The sequence below is a fragment of the Acetobacter sp. DmW_136 genome (assembly GCF_008690365.1).
GTDB lineage: Bacteria > Pseudomonadota > Alphaproteobacteria > Acetobacterales > Acetobacteraceae > Acetobacter > Acetobacter oryzifermentans.
The window spans coordinates 172,891-192,704 of record NZ_VHON01000013.1 but is presented as its reverse complement, the minus strand read 5'-3'; the positions used below and the strand labels follow the sequence as shown (position 1 = coordinate 192,704).

Genomic DNA, 19,814 nt, shown 5'->3' with positions numbered 1-19,814 from the left:
AACGTGGGACAACCGCAGGATGAACGCGGGAAGAACCGAATAACCCTGTTATCCGCCTATTTCAGCCGCTCCAGAACGGCATCTCGCACAGTTGCAGGCAATGGCACATAGTCCAGTTCCCGGCTGGCGGCCTCTCCATCCTTCACGCCCCAACGGAAGAACGTTCTTACAGCGTTTCCGTGGTTTGCCTCATTTGCTTCACGCGGCACCAATGCATAGGTGGTGGTTACAATCGGCCAGCTTCCGGCTCCGTCTGCATCACAAAGCGAAGCTGTCATGTCTGCTTGATCCCACGTGGCGTTTTCTGCCGCCCGCGTAAAACTGTTAACAGAGGGCACCACAAATTCCCCTGCCCGGTTTTGCAGAACAACGGTGGAAAGGTGGTTGCGTTCCGCATAAGCGTATTCCGCATACCCCACACTGCCTTCTGTATTTTTTACGTAAGAGGCAATGCCATCATTCCCGCGCGCACCTGCACCAACAGGCCATGCAACAGACGTGCCGCGCCCCACCTGCTTCTCCCACGTGGGGGAAACCCGGCCGAGATATTCTGTAAACACATAGGTTGTGCCAGATCCGTCTGCCCGGTGTAGCGGAGCCACGGGCAGATCCGGCAACGTGACACCGGGGTTGAGCGCAACAATCTGCGGATCATTCCATTGCGTGATGGAACCATCATAAATAGCTGCCAGAACGGGGCCAGTAAGACGCAACGCACCTTCTGGCACACCTGGTACATTGGCAATAACAACAATGCCACCAATAGCGGTAGGAAACTGGAGCAAATGCCCAGCCTCCAGCCGCGCATGAGACATTGGGGCATCGGATGCACCAAAATCCACTGTGCCAGCCAAAACCTGATTCTGCCCAGCGCCAGAACCAATGGTCTGATAATTAAGCTGCACACCGGTTTGCGCCGCAGAATGAGCAGACCATGACTGATACAAGGGCGCGGCAAAGCTGGAACCGGCCCCTGTAATTTGTTCGGCCCGCGCCTGTGGCAAAACGCCACCCGCTAAGCCACACAACAAGGCAGACAGGAAAACAGTTTTCTTCCAACTCATGTTTTCAGCCCTGCCTGCCATGATGCGCTTTTCCTTCATACAACCCAGCTCCTTCTGCTTAACGCAGGGTTGCACCCGTTGCCTTGGTAACAGCGGCAACAATTTTTTCAGATACAGCTTCCAGTTCCGCATCTGTCAGGCTTTTATCCATTGGCTGAAGCGTAACTTCCACACCAATAGAGCGATGCCCTTCTGGCACGTGCGGGCCTTCATACACATCAAACAGGCTTACATCTGCAACAAGCTGGCGCTCTGCCCCACGCACGGCACGCAGCAATTTTTCACCCGGTACATCGCGCGCCACAACAAATGCAAAATCACGCCGCACTGGCTGGAACGCAGAAAGACGCGGTGCGACTTTCTTTTTGCGTTTGGGGTCGGGCACCATATCTGGCAGCAATTCAAACCCTACAACCGGCACATCAATACCCTCGGCCTGAAGCAGAGATGGATGCAATTCACCAAAATAGGCCAGCACGTTTTTGGGCCCCTGCCGCAGCACGCCAGAACGACCGGGATGATACCAGCCCGGCGCATCTGTGGTGGTGCTCATGGCATCTGGGTTTACACCAAGCTGCTGGAGCAGTTCCAGCGCATCTGCCTTAACCGCCCACAGAGAAACAGGCTGCCCCGCCTGCCCCGGATAACGCGGTGTATGGCCAGAGCGCACACCGGCTACCACAGGTTGCTGGCCATTTTCAGCAAAGGCTGGGCCAACTTCAAACAGCCCCAGATCTCCCCAGCCACGTGCGCTGTTATGCTTAACCGCAGCCAACAGATTGATCATGGGGGTGGGGCGCATCTGGTCTAGATCAGACGCAATGGGATTGAGCAAACGCAGGGATTCCGGCGCGCCACCAAACCGTTCAGCCTCCTCGTGCGAGACGAAAGAGAAACCGACTGTTTCTGTAAGCCCGCGAGCAGCCAAAAAGCGCCGCGCAAGTGCCAGACGCGCCTGACGAGGCGTAAGTGCAGCTTCTGGCACAACCACCACAGATGGCAGCGGCACCGCAGGCACGGCATCCAGCCCTTTAAGGCGCAGCACTTCTTCAACCAGATCGCTTTCTGATTCTATAGCGGCAACACCTTCCGCAGCCTTGGCGGCAACATCAGCCGGAATACCCTCGCCCTGTGCCAGAATAGGCTTTTGGGCAATATCATTCCGCCATGATGGCACGCTTACACGCACCTGCGTATTGTTACGGTCCTGCACCTCAAAACCCAGTTTTTCCAGCAGGTCCACGCTTTCATCAGCAGGCACATCCAGCCCACCCAGATCACGCACGCGGGCAAAACGCAACGTGGCATCACGCTGCCAAGCAGGCTGCGCCCCGGCAGAAACAACTTCGCTGGCCTCACCACCACAGAGTTCAATAATCAGGCGTGTTGCCGCTTCCAACGCCGAAACTGGCAGGGCTGGATCTACCCCACGCTCAAACCGATAGCTGGAATCCGAGGAAACCCCCACACGGCGAGCGCTCAGAGCAATTTTCACGGCATCAAATAGGGCACATTCCACAAATACATCTGTGGTTTCTGCTGTTGCACCTGTGGCTTCACCGCCCATAATTCCGGCCAAAGACTGTACGCCAGCCTGATCTGCAATCACGCAGTCTTCTGGGCCAACTGTATAATCCTGCCCATCCAGCGCCCGGAACTGTTCCCCCTCACCCCGGCAGATTGTCAGCTTGCCACCGGCAATTTTGGCAGCATCAAACACGTGCAGCGGGCGGCCGAGATCGAAACAGAAATAGTTGGTGATATCCACCAGCGCGGAAATCGGGCGCAGGCCAATGCTTTCCAACTTGCGCTGAAGCCATTCCGGGCTAGGGCCATTTTTCACACCACGAATAGTGCGGCCCAACACCCACGGGCAGGCTTCTGGGTAGGAGATATCCCACACCACCGGGGATTCAAATGTGCCTTCCACCGTTTCTGCCAGCCACGGGCGCAACGTGCCAAGCCCTGCAGCAGCCAGATCCCGCGCAATGCCGCGTACGCCCAGCGCATCACCCCGGTTAGGGGTAATGGCAATGTCGATCACCACATCATCAAGGTCAGCAAAATCAGCATAGGACTGGCCGGGCAGCGTATCTTCCGGCAGTTCTGCAATGCCGTTGCTTTCTTCACCAAGGCCCAATTCACGCAGGGAGCACAGCATACCGCCGCTGGCTTCACCACGAATCTTGCCAGCCTTGATGGTAATATCCAAGCCCGGCACATAGGTACCCGGTTTGGCAAAAATAACAGCTAGCCCTTTGCGTGCATTGGGGGCACCACATACCACCTGCACATCCTGAAAACCGGGGCCCGCATCTACCCGGCACACCTGAAGGCGGTCTGCATTAGGGTGCGGTTGGGCATCCAAAATACGGGCGGTTAAAAATGGCTCAATCGCCGCGCCACGGTTTTCAACGCTTTCAACCTCAAGCCCGATCTGGTTCAGCTTTGCGCAGATTTCTTCCAGCGTGGCCTGCGTATCCAGATGGTCATACAACCAAGATAGCGTGAACTTCATTCCTCACACCCCCTCATGCAGTAGCGCGGGCGCAAGCGGGTCCGACCCATAATAGCGCAGCCAGCGGATATCACTTTCATAAAACGAACGCAGATCGGGAATACCGTTCTTCAACATAGCCAGCCGTTCAATGCCCATGCCAAAGGCAAAGCCCTGCCATTCACGCGGGTCCAACCCACAGTTGGCCAGCACACGGGCATGCACCATGCCTGCGCCCAGCACTTCCAACCAGTCTTCTCCACCGCCGATCTCACCAGTTTTACGAGACCAGCCGATATCCACTTCCAAGGAAGGTTCGGTAAACGGGAAGTAGGAGGAACGGAAGCGCACCGGTAATTCCGGCTTACCGAAGAACGCCCGCAAAAATTCAATCAGGCAGCCTTTCAGGTGCCCTAGTGTAATGCCCTTGCCCACAACCAAGCCTTCGCACTGGTGGAACATGGGGGAGTGCGTGGCATCATGATCGGCCCGGTAGGTACGGCCCGGCACAATCACGCGGATAGGCGGCTTTTGCGCCAGCATGGTACGAATTTGCACACCAGATGTCTGGGTACGCAGCACGCGCGTAACATCCAGCCCCGGCTGTGGCGGCAAATAAAACGTATCATGATCCGTACGTGCAGGATGATGATCGGGCGTGTTGAGGGCGGAAAAGTTGTGCCAGTCTGTTTCGATATCCGGCCCTTCTGCCACCTTAAAGCCCATGGCGCCAAAAATGGCGGTCATTTCTTCAATCGTGCGGCTGATGGGGTGCAGGTAACCCCGTTCTACCGGTGGTGGTGGCAGGGTAACATCCACCCGCTCTGCAACCAAACGGGCTTCCAGCGCTGCGGCTTCCAGCTCTTTACCGCGCGCTTCAATTGCACGGGTGAGTTCATCACGCAGGCGGTTGAGCGCCACACCACGGGCTTTGCGTTCATCGGGCTGCATTTTCCCCAGCGCTTTGAGCAAAGCCGTCAGCCTGCCAGATTTTCCCAGGGTGCTGACACGCACAGCATCCCATGCTTTCAGGTCTGTGGCGCCAGCCAGTTCGGACAGGACTTCCTGCCGCAGAATCTCAAGATCGTTGCTCATGAAACCTCACGCGAGGAGAAAATGCTTACCGGGCGGATACAATCTCCCGCAGCGGGAGAAAAGCCCCAAGAGGGAAAACCACATCCTCCCTCACCGGCACCAAGCAAAAAGGCCGCCCACGTGGGACGGCCTTTTCTTCAACCTTATCGTATCAGACAGGCAGATCAGGCAGCCAGAGCAGCCTGAGCCTTCTTTACGATTTCAGCAAAGGTTGCGGCATCATCAAACGCAATGGCGGCCAGCACCTTACGATCGATTTCGATACCAGCCTTGTCCAGACCGTTAATGAAACGGCTATAGGTCAGGCCATGTTCGCGCACCGCAGCGTTGATACGCTGAATCCACAGAGCGCGGAATTCACGCTTTTTGTTGCGGCGGTCACGGTAAGCATAGCGCAGTGCCTTTTCAACACGTTCCAGCGCAATGCGATAGTTGGTGGAGGAGCGGCCGCGATAACCCTTGGCCAGTTCCAGAACCTTTTTATGACGAGCAAGGGTGGTAACACCCCGTTTTACACGTGCCATGAATCAGATGCTCCTTATAGCCCGTAGGGGGCCCACTGCTTGACGGTACGGCCGTCCTGCGGGGTCATGGTCTGCGTGCCGCGTGCGGAGCGCTTCATTTTCTGTGTGCGCTTGATAAGGCCGTGGCGTTTACCGCACGGACCAGAGAGCACCTTGCCGGTTGCGGTGATTTTAAACCGCTTCTTGACCGACGACTTGGTCTTCATCTTGGGCATTTCAACACTCCTGAAAAACTCTGGATAACGTTACCTTAATTATAAGGTAACCAACCACGGCCGGGCATGCCCTACAAGCCCGGACGCGTGTGCGAATGCGCTCCCTTAACGGAAAGCCCCATCACTTTCAAGCCTCACATACGCAGCTTTCTTGCTTATGCTGCGTTTTGCCCCAACATTATTCACCAACAGATATTTTAAAGCGAGGTACACAGTTTTCATGATCCCTCTTTCCAACGCCACACTGCATCAGCTTCCTGTTCAGGTTACAACGCCGCGTTATAATCGGCAGAAAACCACAGCAGGCATTGCGCATCTTGGCGTGGGCAATTTTCATCGCGCCCATCAGGCCATGTATATCAACAAAGTTCTGGAGCGTGAGGGCCAGCAAGGCTGGGCCATTGTTGGTGTGGGATTGCGCAACTCCGCGCGGGAAGACAAGCGCGCAGCCATTATGGCGGAACAGGACAACCTGTACACCCTCACCACCTTTGCGCCCGATAGCTCCCATGAAACCAGTGTTATCGGCAGCATTATAGAATATGTGCATGCTGCCAAAGATCGTGCTGCCGCCATTAAACGCCTGACAGATCCGGATATTAAAATTGTCACCCTGACCATTACAGAAGGTGGCTACTACTTGGATGCCAAAGGCAACTTCACGCTGGATCACCCTGATATTAAAGCAGATTTGGCGCGTGATGTACCCGAAACAGCATTCGGGCTGGTATGTGAAGCCCTACGCCAGCGGCGCGAAAGCGGCACCGGCCCCTTTACAGTGCTCAGCTGCGATAACCTGCGCCATAACGGCAAGGTGGCCCGCACAGCTTTTTGCACCTACGCCACAGCGCGTGATCCCATTTTGGGCGCATGGATAAAAGAAAACGTTAGCTTTCCATCCAGCATGGTGGATCGGATTACACCTTCCGTTGGTGAAGCCGATATAACACGATTGGATGCTCTGACAGGCGTGGCCGACCAGATGCCCATTTTTGCAGAAGACTTCACTCAATGGGTTATCGAAGATCATTTCTGCGCAGGCCGTCCGGAACTGGAAACTGTGGGCGTACAGTTTACGGATGATGTTGGGCCTTATGAGCAGGTGAAACTGCGTATGCTCAACGCCTCTCACTCCATGCTGGCACTTCCCGGCGTGCTGATGGGGTATGACACCGTGCCTCATGCCATAGCCGACACCTTGTTGCTGGGGCATCTGGAACGTTTTCTGACCGAAGATGCCTCACCGTTCATTACACCGCCCAAAGGTCTTTCTCTGGCGCAGTATGCTCAGCAGGTGCTGCACCGCTTCCGCAACCCGGCGGTTGGAGATCAGCTTTTACGCATTGCCTCCGATAGCGGCTCTAAACTGCCTGTGTTCCTGACAGATACTGTCAATGGGGTTCTCGGCTCTGGGCGCGATCATTGGCGGCTGGCGTTTGGCACGGCTTGCTTTTTAGAATATCTGCGCGGCACTACGGATAAGGGCACGCCCTACACCATTACAGAACCTGCCATCAACGCAGAGCAACTGGCGCTAGCACGCGCAGAAGATCTGGCCGCAGGATTACAGATGACTGTTTTTGCAGGCTGGAACCTGAAAGATTACCCCAATTTTGCAACTGATGTTGTAAAACTACGCCAGAGCATTCGTGCACAAGGCACACACAAAACCCTTGCCCAGCACGCTGACTAACCAAGCTTAGGCTTTATATGCCTTAAATTACCGTTGCGCTCCCTACCCTGCCTACCAAACACAGCCAGACCAGAGAGCGCAACGACCCCTTTCATCGCAAAAATATGATTTCTTTCAAGAACTGAGCGCATGGCATACATGCAAAATCAACGCTTAACTATATTCATTGAAATATAGATAAAGATCAAACCCCTGTTTTTCTGCAATATTCTCAGCAGGCAAATAAATCTTATTCAAATTTCACTGTAATACAGTGGAACCTATGCGTTTATTTACATCGCAAATCCAGATAAGAATTGTCCTGAATCAAGAAACGAACCTCAGACGCTGATCCATCGGCTCATGGCGCGTAGGCTTACGTGTTGCCCGCCAGATGGTACGTTTTTCACGGGATTGGGGGTAGAGTGATCAAACGTCTTCTAGCGGGAGTAGCCGCGGCCGGGGTCCTTGGGGGGCTCGGGTTCTTATATTATGCGTGGTATCCACCGATTGCACCAATTGAGCGGCCAAACCCCGCCAGCTTTTCTGCCGAGCAGATAGAACGCGGGCGGATTGTGGCGGCTGAAGGGTATTGCGCCGAATGTCACACCCGCACAGATAACGGCGGCGGCCCGGAACTGGCTGGTGACTATAAAATGGATACCCCGTTTGGGGCCATCTATTCTTCCAACATCACACCAGATGTTGAAATGGGCATTGGTGCCTGGTCGGAAGAAGCCTTCCGCCGCGCCATGCATCTTGGTGTATCCCGCAAGGGCGTACATCTGATCCCGGCTTTCCCGTACGATCATTTCACCAAGATGACGGATCAGGATATTTCCGATCTGTATGCCTACATCATGACACGCCCAGCCGTGCATATGTCTCGCCGCCCGAACGAACTGCCTTTCCCGCTCAGCCTGCGTATTCTTCAGGCGGGTTGGAAGCTGCTGTATCTGCGCCCCGGCGTGTACAAGCCCGACCCTCGGCATGATGCCCTGTGGAACCGCGGTGCCTATCTGGCCGAAGGCAACGCCCATTGCGGCGCATGCCATACCCCGCGTGACCTTATGGGAGCCGAAAAGAAAGGCTCTGCCTACGATGGCGCTGTGGTGGATAACTGGATTGCGCCCGCTCTTAACGAGCACAACCCAACCCCCACCACATGGACGGAAGACGAGCTGTTCCAGTATCTGCGCTTTGGCGTAGCACCACTGCACGGCCCGGCTGGTGGGCCTATGTCCCCCGTGCCGCATCGCTTCCTTTCCACTGTGCCGGAAGAAGATGTGCATGCCATTGCGCATTACTTTGCGGATGTGGATCACGCTGCCGAGCGTGAAAAGAACGATAAGGCCGCCTTGGCTCGCGCCATGGAAGAATCCAAAACCGATCTGATCGGCCCGAATGTGGACCCAGACGCAAAGCTGTATCAGGGTGCTTGTGCGGCCTGCCATTACAATGCAGCGCCTACGCCTGTTCTTGGCCGCCCGGATCTGGCGCTGAACAACGCACTATGGCTGGATGAACCCACAAACCTGTATCAGGTTATGCTGCGTGGGCTTACAGCGGAAGAAGGGCAATCTGGCGTAGCCATGCCCAGCTTCTACAATGCGCTGTCTGACAAGGATATGGCCCGCATTGCAGCCTATCTGCGCCGCACCCGCACCACACTGCCACCGTGGACAAACCTTGAGAAAAAGGCCGCCGAAGTGCGCAAGACCGTCCAGCCAGTTCCTGTCAATTCTTCGCACTAAGACGGAACACGGAGCAAGAGATGATAAAATTCAAACTCAATGGCCGTGACGTTTCCGTCGATGTGCCAGAAGATACCCCTTTGTTGTGGGCCCTGCGTGATGATCTGGATCAGACAGGCACAAAGTTTGGTTGTGGCGTAGGCCAGTGCGGTGCATGCACCGTGCTGGTGGGTGGCCGCGCCACCCGCTCCTGCATTACGCCCGTTAGCTCCATAGAAGGCGCTGATGTAACCACGATTGAAGGCCTGCACCCAGAAGGCAAGCACCCTGTGCAGGAAGCCTGGAAGGATATTCAGGTTCCGCAGTGTGGGTATTGTCAGTCGGGCCAGATTATGCAGGCTGTCAGCCTTCTGAAAGATTATCCTAACCCAACGGATGAGCAGATTGACGGTGTAATGGGCGGTAGCCTGTGCCGATGCATGACGTATGTGCGCATCCGCAAGGCGATTAAAAAAGCCGCCGCCGCCATGCAGAAGGAGGAGGCATCTCATGGGTAAGCTAGAACGCATTGCAGCCCGGCAGGATCGGGCCGCTGGCCGTGGGCCTACGCGCCGCGGTTTTCTGCTTACGGCCATGGGCTCGGCCTTTATGTTCGGCTTTGCGCGGCAGGGTAACGCTGCGCAGGTTTATCCGCAGGCTGCAGGCAATCTGCCCGCCGGTGGTGCGTTTGAACCCACAATCTGGTGCTCCATTGCGCCAGATGGCTGGGTGAACGTAAACGTTATCCGTGCGGAAATGGGACAGCATGTTGGCACAGCCCTTGCCCGGATTATTGCCGATGAAATGGAAGCGGACTGGAACAAGGTTCGGATCACCTATGTAGATACAGACCCCAAATGGGGCCTGATGATTACAGGTGGTTCATGGTCTGTCTGGTTGACGTGGGATCAGTTCCGCCAAGCTGGTGCCGCAGCCCGTACCGTCATGGTGGAAGAAGGCGCACGCCTGCTGGGTGTGGCACCTTCTGCCTGTATCGCACGTAATGGGCAGGTTATTGCGGGCAAGCGCTCCATTTCCTACGGTGATATTGTAAGCCGTGCGCACCCCACCCGCACCTTTACGCCAGATGAAATGGCCAAGCTGCCGCTCAAGCCTGCATCTGAACACCGGTTGATCGGGCGTGAAGTTAAAGCGCTGGATATTCCTTCCAAAACAGATGGTTCAGCCATTTATGGTATTGATGCCAAGCTGGAAGGCATGGTTTACGCGCGCCCCAAAATGCCGCCCACACGGTATGGCTCCAAAGTGGTTTCTGTTGATGATACGGAAGCCAAAAAGGTTAAGGGCTATATCCGCTACATTGTACTGGATGATCCTTCCAATACGGTGCCGGGCTGGGTTGCGGTTCTTGCTTCCTCCTACCCTGCTGCCATCCGCGCAACAGATGCCCTGAAAGTCACGTGGACACCGGGTAAAACCGCCAACGTGACCGAGCAGGACATTATTGAACACGGCCGCAAGCAGATTGCCGAAAAAACCGGCGGTTCGCGCATCTTCAATGATGCCGGGGTGGATGAAGCGCTGGGCAAAGCCGATAAGGTGGTGGAACGCACTTATACGTGCTCTTCCGTACTGCATTATCAGCTAGAACCCATGAACGCCCTTGCCCGCCTGCATGAAGGCAAGTGGGAAGTACATTGTGGCAACCAGTGGCAAACACTGTTCCTGCCCGTTATTGCCAAGGCGCTTCAGGTTCCCGAATCCGATGTGGTGATGCGCAGCTACCTGCTGGGGGGTGGTTTTGGCCGCCGCCTGAACGGGGATTACGCAGTTCCTGCCGCACTGATTTCCAAAGCCTTGGGTGGCAAGCCTGTTAAACTGGTCTTCACCCGGTCTGATGACGTGCTGTTTGATTCCATCCGCTCACCGTCCATCCAGACCGTGCGCGCGGGTGTCAATAAGGATGGTTCCATCAACGGGTGGGAACACCATGCTTCTGCTGGTTGGCCAACTGGTGTGATGGCTGCCGCCTTTATGGAAAAAGGTGAAGACGGCAAGCCATACGATCAGTTCGCCATTGCAGGCGCTGACCATTGGTACGACGTTGGCCCCATTCTGGTGCGTGCGCTGGATAATGATCTGGCCGATGCCACCTTCCGCCCCGGCTGGCTGCGTTCGGTTAGTTCCGGCTGGACACCATGGGCGCATGAAAGCTTTCTGGATGAACTGGCCCATGATTATGGGAAAGACCCGGTTGATTTCCGCCTTGGATTGCTAACATGCAAAGGCCGCAACGCAGGGAGTGCTCCCAACTCTGTTGGTGGCGCATCCCGCCAGGCCAATGTGCTCAAAAAGCTGGTGGAAAAGTGCGGTTACGGCAAAGTCAGCCTGCCTAAAGATACGGCCATTGGCATTGCCACCACCTTCGGGCAGGAACGCAACATGCCTACATGGACAGCAGGCGCCGCACAGGTGCATGTTGACCGCGAAACAGGTGTTGTAACCTGCCAGAAAATCTGGCTGGTTCTGGATGCAGGCACGATTATTGACCCAGACGGCGCTTTGGCTCAGACTGAAGGCGGCGCGCTGTGGGGCCTGAGCATGGCGCTGTTTGAAGGCACGGAAATTGAAAACGGCAACGTGCGTGACCGCAACCTGAACACCTATACGCCCCTGCGTATTACAGATGTGCCGGATATGGATATTGAGTTCCTGCCCAGCACGGAAAAACCCATGGGGCTTGGTGAACCGGGTGTTACCACCATTGCACCAGCTATTGGCAACGCCATTTTCAATGCTGTTGGCGTGCGTATGCGGCACCTGCCTGTACGCCCGGCTGACATTTTGAAAGCGCTAAAAGAAAAAGGGAACGCCTGATTTTTCAGGCTTCCGCTTTTTTCTAAAGCAGACATAAAAAAAACCGGCGGCTGGATTTTTCCAGCACGCCGGTTTTTTATTTGGAACTGCACCACCTGTGTGCAGGCAGCGCAATTCACATTCTGTTCAGGCCACAGCAGAAGCCGCAACGGAACGAATAGCCCGCGCCATAGCTTCCACCCCGTTGCCTCTGTTGGTGGAAAGCGCCTGCACAAGCCCCAGATCACGCAAAAACTTAGGATCTGTTGCCTGAATTTCTGCCTTGGATCGGCCAGAATATACGCGCAGCAGCAAGGCGACCAGCCCGCACACTATGGCGGCATCAGACAGACCAGCAAAATACAGCTTGCCGTCTTCTTCCTTTTCTTCCAGCCATACTTGGCTTTGGCAGCCGGGCACACGGTGGGCATCATCACACCATTCCTGAGGAAACGGCGGCAGCTTGCGCCCCATTTCTATGATGTACTGATACCGCTCCATCCAATCATCAAAGATTTCCAGCTCATCGCGGATGGCCTCAATAGCTTCTTCTGCCGTATCTTCCTGCGGCGTTACAAATGGTGCTTCCATTACAGAATAAACCTGCTCAGATCTCCCTTGCGCGCCAGTGGCGCGACTTTTTCCTGCACCATTGCAGCATTTACTTCCACGGTTTCGCCCTTACGATCCGATGCCGTGAAAGAGACATCTTCCAACAATCTTTCCAGCACTGTGGCAAGGCGCCGCGCCCCAATATTTTCAACACGGTCGTTAATATCCGCTGCCAGTTCAGCCAGCGCATCTATGGCATCATCTGCAAAGTTTAGGGTAACGCCTTCGGTTCCCATCAGGGCGATATACTGCTTGAGCAGAGAATGTTCGGGGTCTGTTAGAATACGGCGCAAATCTTCGCGGCTCAGAGGCTGCAATTCTACCCGAATAGGCAAACGACCTTGAAGCTCTGGCAAAAGGTCAGACGGCTTGGCCAGATGGAACGCGCCAGAAGCAATAAACAGAATATGGTCTGTGTTTACCGGCCCATATTTGGTGGAAACGGTTGTGCCTTCAATAAGTGGCAGCAGATCACGCTGCACCCCCTCGCGAGAGACATCTCCCCCCTTTGCGCCGCTTTCCGAGGCACGGGCACACACTTTGTCTATCTCATCCAGAAAGACAATGCCGTTTTCCTGCGCATTCGCCACGGCTTCCCGCGTGAGAGCCTCACCATCTAGCAGGCGGTCTGCTTCTTCACGCTTCAGATATTCCCGTGCCACAGAAACCTTGAGCTTTTTCTGCTTGGGGCCACGGTTCATGAAGGCCTTCATCATATCACCAACATTGATGGCCTGCCCCGGCATGGCTCCGGGCATTTCACCGCTTCCGGCAGGGGCCTGCTCGGTTACGGCAATATCAATTTCTTTGTCTTCAAGCTGCCCAGTGCGCAGCATGCTGCGGAATTTGCTTTTTGTATCAGCAGAAGATCCTTCCCCTGCCAGAGCATCTACAATGCGTTCTTCCGCTGCCTGCTGAGCTTTTTCTTCAACATCCTTGCGCCGCGATGTTTTCAGCATGGTGATGGACACTTCCACCAGATCACGCACAATGCTGTCTACATCACGGCCCACGTAACCCACTTCGGTAAACTTGGTGGCTTCCACCTTTAGGAAAGGCGCCTGAGCCAGTTTTGCCAGCCTGCGGGCAATTTCCGTTTTACCGCAGCCCGTGGGGCCAATCATAAGGATATTTTTGGGCACAACCTCTTCACGCATGCCCTCAGAAAGCTGCGCACGCCGCCAGCGGTTGCGCATGGCAATGGCCACGGCCCGTTTGGCATCCTGCTGGCCCACAATAAACCGGTCCAGTTCGCTTACAATTTCACGCGGGGAAAAATTAGGAGCATCCATTACCGGCTCTCCTGATCTGAGGCTGCCTTAAGTGTTTCCACCCGGACAGAATGATTGGTGTAAACGCAGATATCACCGGCAATCTTCATAGATCGCCGCACAATTTCCTCCGCCCCCAACCCATCAACTGTCAGCAGGGCACGCGCGGCGGAAAGTGCGTAATTGCCGCCTGAGCCAATAGCGATAATGCCATCTTCGGGTTCCAAAACATCGCCATTGCCTGTGAGGGTAAAGGAATGTTCGGCATCTGCCACGGCCATCATGGCTTCTAACCGGCGCAGATAACGATCTGTCCGCCAATCTTTTGCCAGCTCCACACAAGCGCGCTCAAGCTGGTTAGGGTAGCGTTCCAGCTTGGCTTCCAACCGCTCAAGCAGAGTAAAGGCATCTGCCGTAGCCCCAGCAAAGCCCGCCAGAATATTATCCTGCGGGCCTATGCGGCGCACCTTGCGGGCATTGCCCTTTACAACCGTGCTGCCTAGCGTGACCTGACCATCGCCCGCCATGGCAACTTCGGCCCCGCGCCGCACGCAGAGAATGGTTGTCCCGTGCCAGCCGACGGGATCATGGGATGAGGAAGCTGTATGAAGAGTATGCATGATCTTCCTCAGATAAGCCTTATTGCGCCCAGAACAAGGGGTTGGCCTATGCAGCCAGCATGGCCTTCACATCTCCTAAAAGCGCATCACGCGTATAAGGTTTGTGCAGCACGGCCACGCCTTCGGGCAAAATGCCCAGATCTGCGTAACCTGTTACAAACAGCACCGGCAGTTCCGCCCGCTCTGCATGAATACGCTGTGCGGCCTCCCCCCCATTCATGCCCGGCATCATCACATCCATCACCACAAGGGCAATATCTGGCCTGTTGCGCACGGTTTCTACAGCTTCTGCCCCGCTGGCAGATTCTAAGACCTCATACCCTGCGCGGCTCAGAAAACCTGCCGTTACGGCCCGCACGCCCGGCTCATCATCCACAACCAGAATAGCGCGGCCCTGTGGGGTGGTTGCCAGTGTGCGGATGTTGGTCGTGGTATTACCAGAAGCCGCAGTGGGCGGGAGAGATGCTGAAAGCTGCGCATCCATGGCCGGGAACCACAATTCCACAGAAGTGCCGCCACCCGGTGTACTTTCTACGCGTACTTCACCACCACAATGGCTGATAAAGCCGTAAATCATGGACAGGCCCAGCCCTGTGCCCTGCCCCATATCCTTGGTGGTAAAAAACGGATCAAAAATGCGGGCACGCATTTCTTCCGTCATGCCCACGCCTCTGTCTGAAACCTGCACCACCACCCATGCGCCAGCATGATCCTTACCAACATGTCGGCCTAACAGCCGGGCAACCTGCCGCACAGAAACGCTGGTGCTGCCGCCCTCCGGCTGCGCATCAATGGCGTTGATGCACAGGCTAAACACCGCCAGTTCAAGCTGCACGGGGTCTGTCCATACAGGTGGCAGAGGTTCTTCGGGCAAGGCAAACTGCACGCTGCTAAAGCGCCCGCTACCTTCTACCAAGGCAGAATCCAGCGCATCCCGAATATCTTCTGGCACCTTGCCTTGCTTCATGAAGCCTTGGAGGTTTTGCATTACGTCCTGCACCTCCACGCGCTGGCATACCAAATGGCGTGGTCTGCTGAAGTCTAGCAACTTGCGCGTAAGTGTGCCCCCTCGGCGTGCAGCTTCCATGGCGTTCTGGTACAGGCGCGCCACACCCGGCTCCCGCGGGGGTTCCAGATCCTGCACCAACTCCAGTGAACCCTGAATGGCGGTAAGCAGATTGTTGAAATCATGCGCAATGCCACCCGCCAAGGTACCGATTGCCTGCATTTTCTGGGCCTGCCGCAAGCGCTGTTCCAGCCCCAGCAGGTCTGTCACATCCCGATCAATCAGAATGGAATAATCGGACAACAAGCCCGAACGCACAGGGGCGTTGCGCAAGCTGTCCAACCGCACGCGCGTAAGATCATGCCAGCGGTTTTGCCCATCTGGCCCCGGAAGCTGCAAGACCTGCTGATCCCGGCCAGATGTTTCCAGTGCCTGCTGTGCTTCTTCCAGACTTTCATGCCGTGGGCCATTTACCAGATCTTCTTCTTTCTGGCCCAAGCATTCGACAACGCTACGGCCAAACTCCCGCGCCATCTGCTGGTTCAGGCGGATAAAGCAACCGTTCTGATCCTTGAACGCCAGCCCAAATGGCAGGTTTTCCAATAACCCGCGTAGCAAAAGCTGCTCACACTCCAACTCTTTTTCCAGAAAATAGCGCGCAGCCGCCTGCCCTACCATGGAAAGAAGTGTTTCATCATCCCACGGTTTGTAGGCAAAAAAGGAAATCTGCCCTTGGTTCAGCGCGGCTTCCACGGCAGAGATATCGGCATATCCTGTCAGCAAAATAGCCCCTGCACCGGAAATATCCCGCGCCTGCGCCAAAAAGACATCACCCGTCATGCCCGGCATGCGCTGGTCCGAGATAATAACCGCTACATCTGGGTTTTCACGCAGCAACGCCAAACCCTGTTCTCCCGATGAGGCAGAAAGAACATGATAGGCCCCTTCCAGCAGGTCTGTCAGCGCAACCAGAATCTCCGGTTCGTCATCCACCACAAGCACGATGGGACGCTGTTTTAGGTCAGGCAACGTTATCACCGCGCCTCTCCTCTCCTGCTCTGTATGGCACGCGGAGGGTGAAACAGGCGCCCCCCAACGTGCTTGCATTGGTTACAACAACATTGCCGCCGTGGGCCTGCACAACACCGTATGCCGTGGCCAGCCCAAGCCCCGTACCAGACCCTACAGGTTTTGTGGTAAAAAACGGTTCAAAAACACGTTCCTGCAACTCTTTGGGCACACCCGGCCCGGTATCGCTTATCTGGATCACGTATTCTTCACCTTTGCCGGTTTCGGCTTGCTCCAAAAACGAGGTGATAAGGATACGATCTGCACGTGGAAGCGTAGGCTCGGAGCTTTGAATCGTCTCGCGCCGTGTGTCCAAAATGGCATCTGCGGCGTTGCTTACAATATTCATGACCACCTGATTTACCAGCGCCGCCTGACACACCAGTTCTGGCGGAGCCTCCAGCTTGCAGGTGACCTCAATATCCTGCCCCAGCTTGGGGGCAAGCAGCGTAAGCACCATGCCTATGGCCTCTGGCACATCCAGACGGCGAAACTCCCCTTCCTCCAAGCGGGAAAAACGGCGTAAACTGGCCACCAGATCCCGCATGCGTGAAAGACCGATAAGAGAGGCAGATAGGCGTTCGCTCCCCTTTTGCAATGCGGTTTCTGCCGTTACCAGATCTTGCGATCTCACAGCATGCAGGGCCTTAACCATGCTGCGTTTGACCGTGTTTTCATGCGCCAGCACAAACGCCAATGGGTTGTTAAATTCGTGCGCAATACCGGCAGCCAGTTCCCCCAATGATGCCATTTTGGCGGACTGCACCAGTTTGGCCTGCGCCTCTATCAGCTTGCGATTGGCCGCTGCCAGATCTGCATTGACGCGCCGCAGGGCATCGGCCAGCGCCATACGCGCACGAGCACTTTCTATATGCGCTTCTTCCCGCCGGGCTTCATCTTGCAATGTCTTGCGCCGCACAAGGCTGCCAATGCGGCTCACCAGCAAATCTACTGGCGTATCGGCATCTAGCAGATCATCTATACCGGCATGAAATGCACGGGCCACTTGCTCACCAGATAGGCCACCATGCTCCACCATGCCCATAATGCGCGTGCACTGGCGGCTGCGCCTGCGAAAAGCCGCTATGGTGCGGGCAAGCGCCAAGCCATCAAATGCCGGGCAGGCCAGATCCACCACCACACAATCCGGGCAGGCGCGGCTGCCGGCAATACCGGAAAGATCCAGCTTTTCCGGATCTTCCACCAGCAGAGCGTCTTCCCCATTTTGTTGCAGAAGCTCCACCAGATAAGGTTGGCCGCCTCTGGCTGGCTCAAAATCTGCGGGTTTTTGCCTATCAGACCACGCCCACAATACGCCGCCCGGCGCTGTCATGATAACAATGCGCGGCTGGCGAAAAACCACGCCCTCTCGCCCGGCAAGGTCTTCATCATATTCACGCAGCAACGCGCAGATACGAAAAACAAGTAAAAGCGGATTATCCGCCATGCTGAAGCAGCAATCTGCTCCGCGCTCCAGAATTTCGGATTCCTGCCTGCTGTTGGCTTCTGGCAACACCACCACTACAGGAATACCCCGCGTGGCCGCGTTTAAACGCAACCGCTGGCAAAGTTGGGTAGCGGGCATATCTGGCAAGCGTGCTGGCACAACCAGAAGATCAGGCAGATCTTCATCAAACCCGGCAAAGGCAGAACGGCCATCCGCCACGCTTTTTACACGCAACCCACGCGCCTGCAGCAGAGTTTCAAGATGTGCCTGCCAAGCCGCGTCCACCCCAGCAAACAGGATGGAGCAGGAAAGAAAATCCATAATTTTACCGGCCACCGGCATAAAAGCCGCTGACATGCCCTTCCGAGAGGTCAGTGTAAAAAATATATTCTAACAAAAATCTTCCTGCACACCCTCATCGCGAATGCGTTACCCATATAAAAACATGCTTTGCATGCGCCATATGGCTATCCATTGGCATGCTTTACCCTGTGCCTGTATATAGATGGCAAGAATAGTCCGCCTGCGCGCTCTGTGGGTTGGATACAGCAAAACCACTCGGCCCTGTTACTGCCGGCAAGGAACGATACCAATGGACACGCGCATGCCCCTTTCTTCCCAGTCTTCTGCTGCCTCTCGTTCTGGCACTTCCAGCTTTGCCCTTGTGCGCACAGCCATTTGGTCTGTCTGTTATTTTGCGTTCTATTTTGTGCAACAGGTTGCCGAGCTGTTTGCCCCACTGTTGCTGATTGCAGGTGTAGCATGGGCCGCCCTGCCCGCGCTGGTTGGCGCACTTTCCAAATCTGCTGCATCGGCAGATCCGCAAGCGCGAGATGCCATTGCCAATGTGGCTTCCGCCATTCCACATCATCTTGCCATTGCCGGGCATGATCTAACGGCCAGCGGCCTGATCTGGGATGGTATTATGCTAATGGCTTTGGCTGCTGCAGGCGCTACTCTGGCAACACTGGCCGGGCGCAGCATGTAAACGCTGCGCAAGCCTACTCTATCCCTAGCAAGCCACGCGCGTCTTTTCGTATCAGGTATTAGCCTGCATGATGCAGGCGCGCCGCAGCAGGCCATGCATGCACAATGGCATTCCACCAATGCCAGATAGCCACAAAACCGATAACAGCCAGAACAACGCTGATAATCCAGGCTATTTTCCAGAATTTTTCCGTTAAAATCAGCCCACGCACATCCAGCTTGCGCGCCAATTGTGCTTGAGGTTGCGCAACATGCGCCGCCGCACTTTGAGCATAGGCCTGTGCAACTTCCGGCCGCACTTTGGGCATTCCCATAGGCCGCGGCGGGTTTGCGGCCCCTGCTTCTGGCGCAACACGCGGGGCGGCGGATTCCGCAGCGGGTGATGCCTTACGCAAAGGCTCATAACGTTGGCCCGTTTGTGCTGCGGGCTCTCTGATCTGCGGCTGTTCTGGTGCTGCTACAGGCGTAGGCGCAGCAGAAGGTTTTGCTGCCGCCGATAGCGTTGGCTCCACATGCGGCTGAGCATACGGCGGAGGTGTTTGTTTAACATGCACCTGCCGCACAGTTGTGGGCTGTGGGGCTTCCGAAACAGGCGGCGGCGCAACTGGCTTTTCTGGCTCTGACGCAGAAGAAGATTCCGGCTCTGCTACAGGCGTCGATTCAGTAACGGGCGCACTTGGAATTTCCGGGGCATACTGCTGTGGAACAGGCTGAGGTTCCGGCGAGGGCTGAACGGCTTCAGGTGCCAACACTTCTGCAACCGGCGCAGATGCTTCGGCTGTTTGCGTAGCAACTGGTTCTTGAACAGGTGCCTGCGGTACCGGAGGTTCTGTTACGGGTGGTGGAAGCTCCGAATCCGGCCTATCGACAGCAGGAGCTTCCGAAGGTGCCGTGGGAGAATCCACTTTTTTTTGTGGCGCACTTTCTTTCGGCGCGCTGTGTGGTGCTGTTGCTTCTGGCTGTGCAGATTGGGGTTGAGCGTGTTCATGCGGCACAGGTTCCGCAACAGGTTCTGGCTGAGGCTGCGGGATCTGAACCCGCCATTTAACGCCACAGGCAGAGCATTTGAGCATTTGCCTTTTGGCAAGAAGAGCCTCTGGAACCTGATAGGCCACACCGCAGGAAGGACAGACGATCTTCATGAACACTCTCTTGATAAAGGCTGCCTTCCTCCCTGCGCCTGCTG

General features: G+C 55.7%; 16 protein-coding genes. 5 read left to right on the top strand and 11 right to left on the bottom strand.

Translation table 11 applies throughout. From position 1 onward, the window contains the following. Positions 1 to 56: 56 nt before the first annotated feature. From pstS to rpmI, 5 genes are all read right to left on the bottom strand, one after another. Complete coding sequence (gene pstS / locus FKW31_RS05840) at positions 57 to 1,103, bottom strand: phosphate ABC transporter substrate-binding protein PstS (protein WP_150178043.1); 1,047 nt, start codon at positions 1,101 to 1,103, stop codon at positions 57 to 59. A gap of 19 nt (positions 1,104 to 1,122) precedes the next feature. After that, positions 1,123 to 3,582, bottom strand: coding sequence for a phenylalanine--tRNA ligase subunit beta (gene pheT / locus FKW31_RS05835; RefSeq protein WP_150178042.1), 2,460 nt, complete (start codon positions 3,580 to 3,582; stop codon positions 1,123 to 1,125). A gap of 3 nt (positions 3,583 to 3,585) precedes the next feature. After that, positions 3,586 to 4,656 (bottom strand): phenylalanine--tRNA ligase subunit alpha, encoded by a 1,071-nt coding sequence (gene pheS, locus FKW31_RS05830; RefSeq protein WP_063353904.1) that lies wholly within the window; start codon positions 4,654 to 4,656, stop codon positions 3,586 to 3,588. A gap of 164 nt (positions 4,657 to 4,820) precedes the next feature. Beyond that, positions 4,821 to 5,180: a 50S ribosomal protein L20 gene (gene rplT, locus FKW31_RS05825; protein ID WP_003622900.1), complete on the bottom strand. Its 360-nt coding sequence runs from the start codon at positions 5,178 to 5,180 to the stop codon at positions 4,821 to 4,823. A 14-nt stretch (positions 5,181 to 5,194) separates the two neighbouring features. After that, positions 5,195 to 5,395 carry a 50S ribosomal protein L35 gene (gene rpmI / locus FKW31_RS05820; RefSeq protein WP_003622898.1) on the bottom strand — a complete coding sequence of 67 codons (201 nt, stop codon included), beginning with the start codon at positions 5,393 to 5,395 and terminating at the stop codon, positions 5,195 to 5,197. Between the two features lie 220 nt (positions 5,396 to 5,615). Between rpmI and FKW31_RS05815 the strand changes: the two genes are divergently transcribed. From FKW31_RS05815 to FKW31_RS05800, 4 genes are all read left to right on the top strand, one after another. After that, on the top strand, positions 5,616 to 7,088 hold the full coding sequence (locus FKW31_RS05815) for a mannitol dehydrogenase family protein (RefSeq protein ID WP_150178041.1): 1,473 nt from the start codon (positions 5,616 to 5,618) through the stop codon (positions 7,086 to 7,088). 404 nt (positions 7,089 to 7,492) lie between these two features. After that, positions 7,493 to 8,821 carry a cytochrome c gene (locus FKW31_RS05810; RefSeq protein WP_035351529.1) on the top strand — a complete coding sequence of 443 codons (1,329 nt, stop codon included), beginning with the start codon at positions 7,493 to 7,495 and terminating at the stop codon, positions 8,819 to 8,821. A gap of 20 nt (positions 8,822 to 8,841) precedes the next feature. After that, positions 8,842 to 9,318, top strand: a complete 477-nt coding sequence (locus FKW31_RS05805; RefSeq protein WP_006115970.1) for a (2Fe-2S)-binding protein — start codon at positions 8,842 to 8,844, stop codon at positions 9,316 to 9,318. Further along, on the top strand, positions 9,311 to 11,638 hold the full coding sequence (locus FKW31_RS05800) for a xanthine dehydrogenase family protein molybdopterin-binding subunit (protein WP_150178040.1): 2,328 nt from the start codon (positions 9,311 to 9,313) through the stop codon (positions 11,636 to 11,638). Before FKW31_RS05805 ends, FKW31_RS05800 begins: the two co-directional genes overlap by 8 nt. A 126-nt stretch (positions 11,639 to 11,764) precedes the next feature. Here FKW31_RS05800 and FKW31_RS05795 read toward each other — a convergent pair whose 3' ends face one another. The 5 genes from FKW31_RS05795 to FKW31_RS05775 are packed head-to-tail and all read right to left on the bottom strand — an operon-like array spanning position 11,765 to position 17,998. Further along, a complete protein-coding gene (locus FKW31_RS05795) occupies positions 11,765 to 12,208 on the bottom strand; it encodes a SufE family protein (protein ID WP_006115972.1) in 444 nt (147 codons plus the stop codon). Then, positions 12,208 to 13,521, bottom strand: coding sequence for an ATP-dependent protease ATPase subunit HslU (gene hslU / locus FKW31_RS05790; protein WP_006115973.1), 1,314 nt, complete (start codon positions 13,519 to 13,521; stop codon positions 12,208 to 12,210). The genes FKW31_RS05795 and hslU overlap by 1 nt, the downstream gene beginning before the upstream one ends. Continuing rightward, the gene (gene hslV / locus FKW31_RS05785; protein ID WP_006115974.1) at positions 13,521 to 14,120 is read right to left on the bottom strand and encodes an ATP-dependent protease subunit HslV; all 600 of its coding nucleotides are present in this window, start codon (positions 14,118 to 14,120) and stop codon (positions 13,521 to 13,523) included. Before hslV ends, hslU begins: the two co-directional genes overlap by 1 nt. A gap of 46 nt (positions 14,121 to 14,166) precedes the next feature. Then, the gene (locus FKW31_RS05780; protein WP_150178039.1) at positions 14,167 to 16,164 is read right to left on the bottom strand and encodes a response regulator; all 1,998 of its coding nucleotides are present in this window, start codon (positions 16,162 to 16,164) and stop codon (positions 14,167 to 14,169) included. Next, a complete protein-coding gene (locus tag FKW31_RS05775) occupies positions 16,148 to 17,998 on the bottom strand; it encodes an ATP-binding protein (RefSeq protein WP_150178038.1) in 1,851 nt (616 codons plus the stop codon). The genes FKW31_RS05780 and FKW31_RS05775 overlap by 17 nt, the downstream gene beginning before the upstream one ends. A 235-nt stretch (positions 17,999 to 18,233) precedes the next feature. Here FKW31_RS05775 and FKW31_RS05770 point away from each other — a divergent pair, with 235 nt between their 5' ends. Continuing rightward, positions 18,234 to 18,629 carry a hypothetical protein gene (locus FKW31_RS05770; protein ID WP_089178867.1) on the top strand — a complete coding sequence of 132 codons (396 nt, stop codon included), beginning with the start codon at positions 18,234 to 18,236 and terminating at the stop codon, positions 18,627 to 18,629. Positions 18,630 to 18,687: 58 nt separating this feature from the next. On the opposite strand, the gene FKW31_RS05765 is transcribed toward FKW31_RS05770, so the two are convergent. Continuing rightward, positions 18,688 to 19,770, bottom strand: a complete 1,083-nt coding sequence (locus FKW31_RS05765) for a zinc-ribbon domain-containing protein (protein WP_238332748.1) — start codon at positions 19,768 to 19,770, stop codon at positions 18,688 to 18,690. Between the last annotated feature and the right edge of the window lie 44 nt (positions 19,771 to 19,814).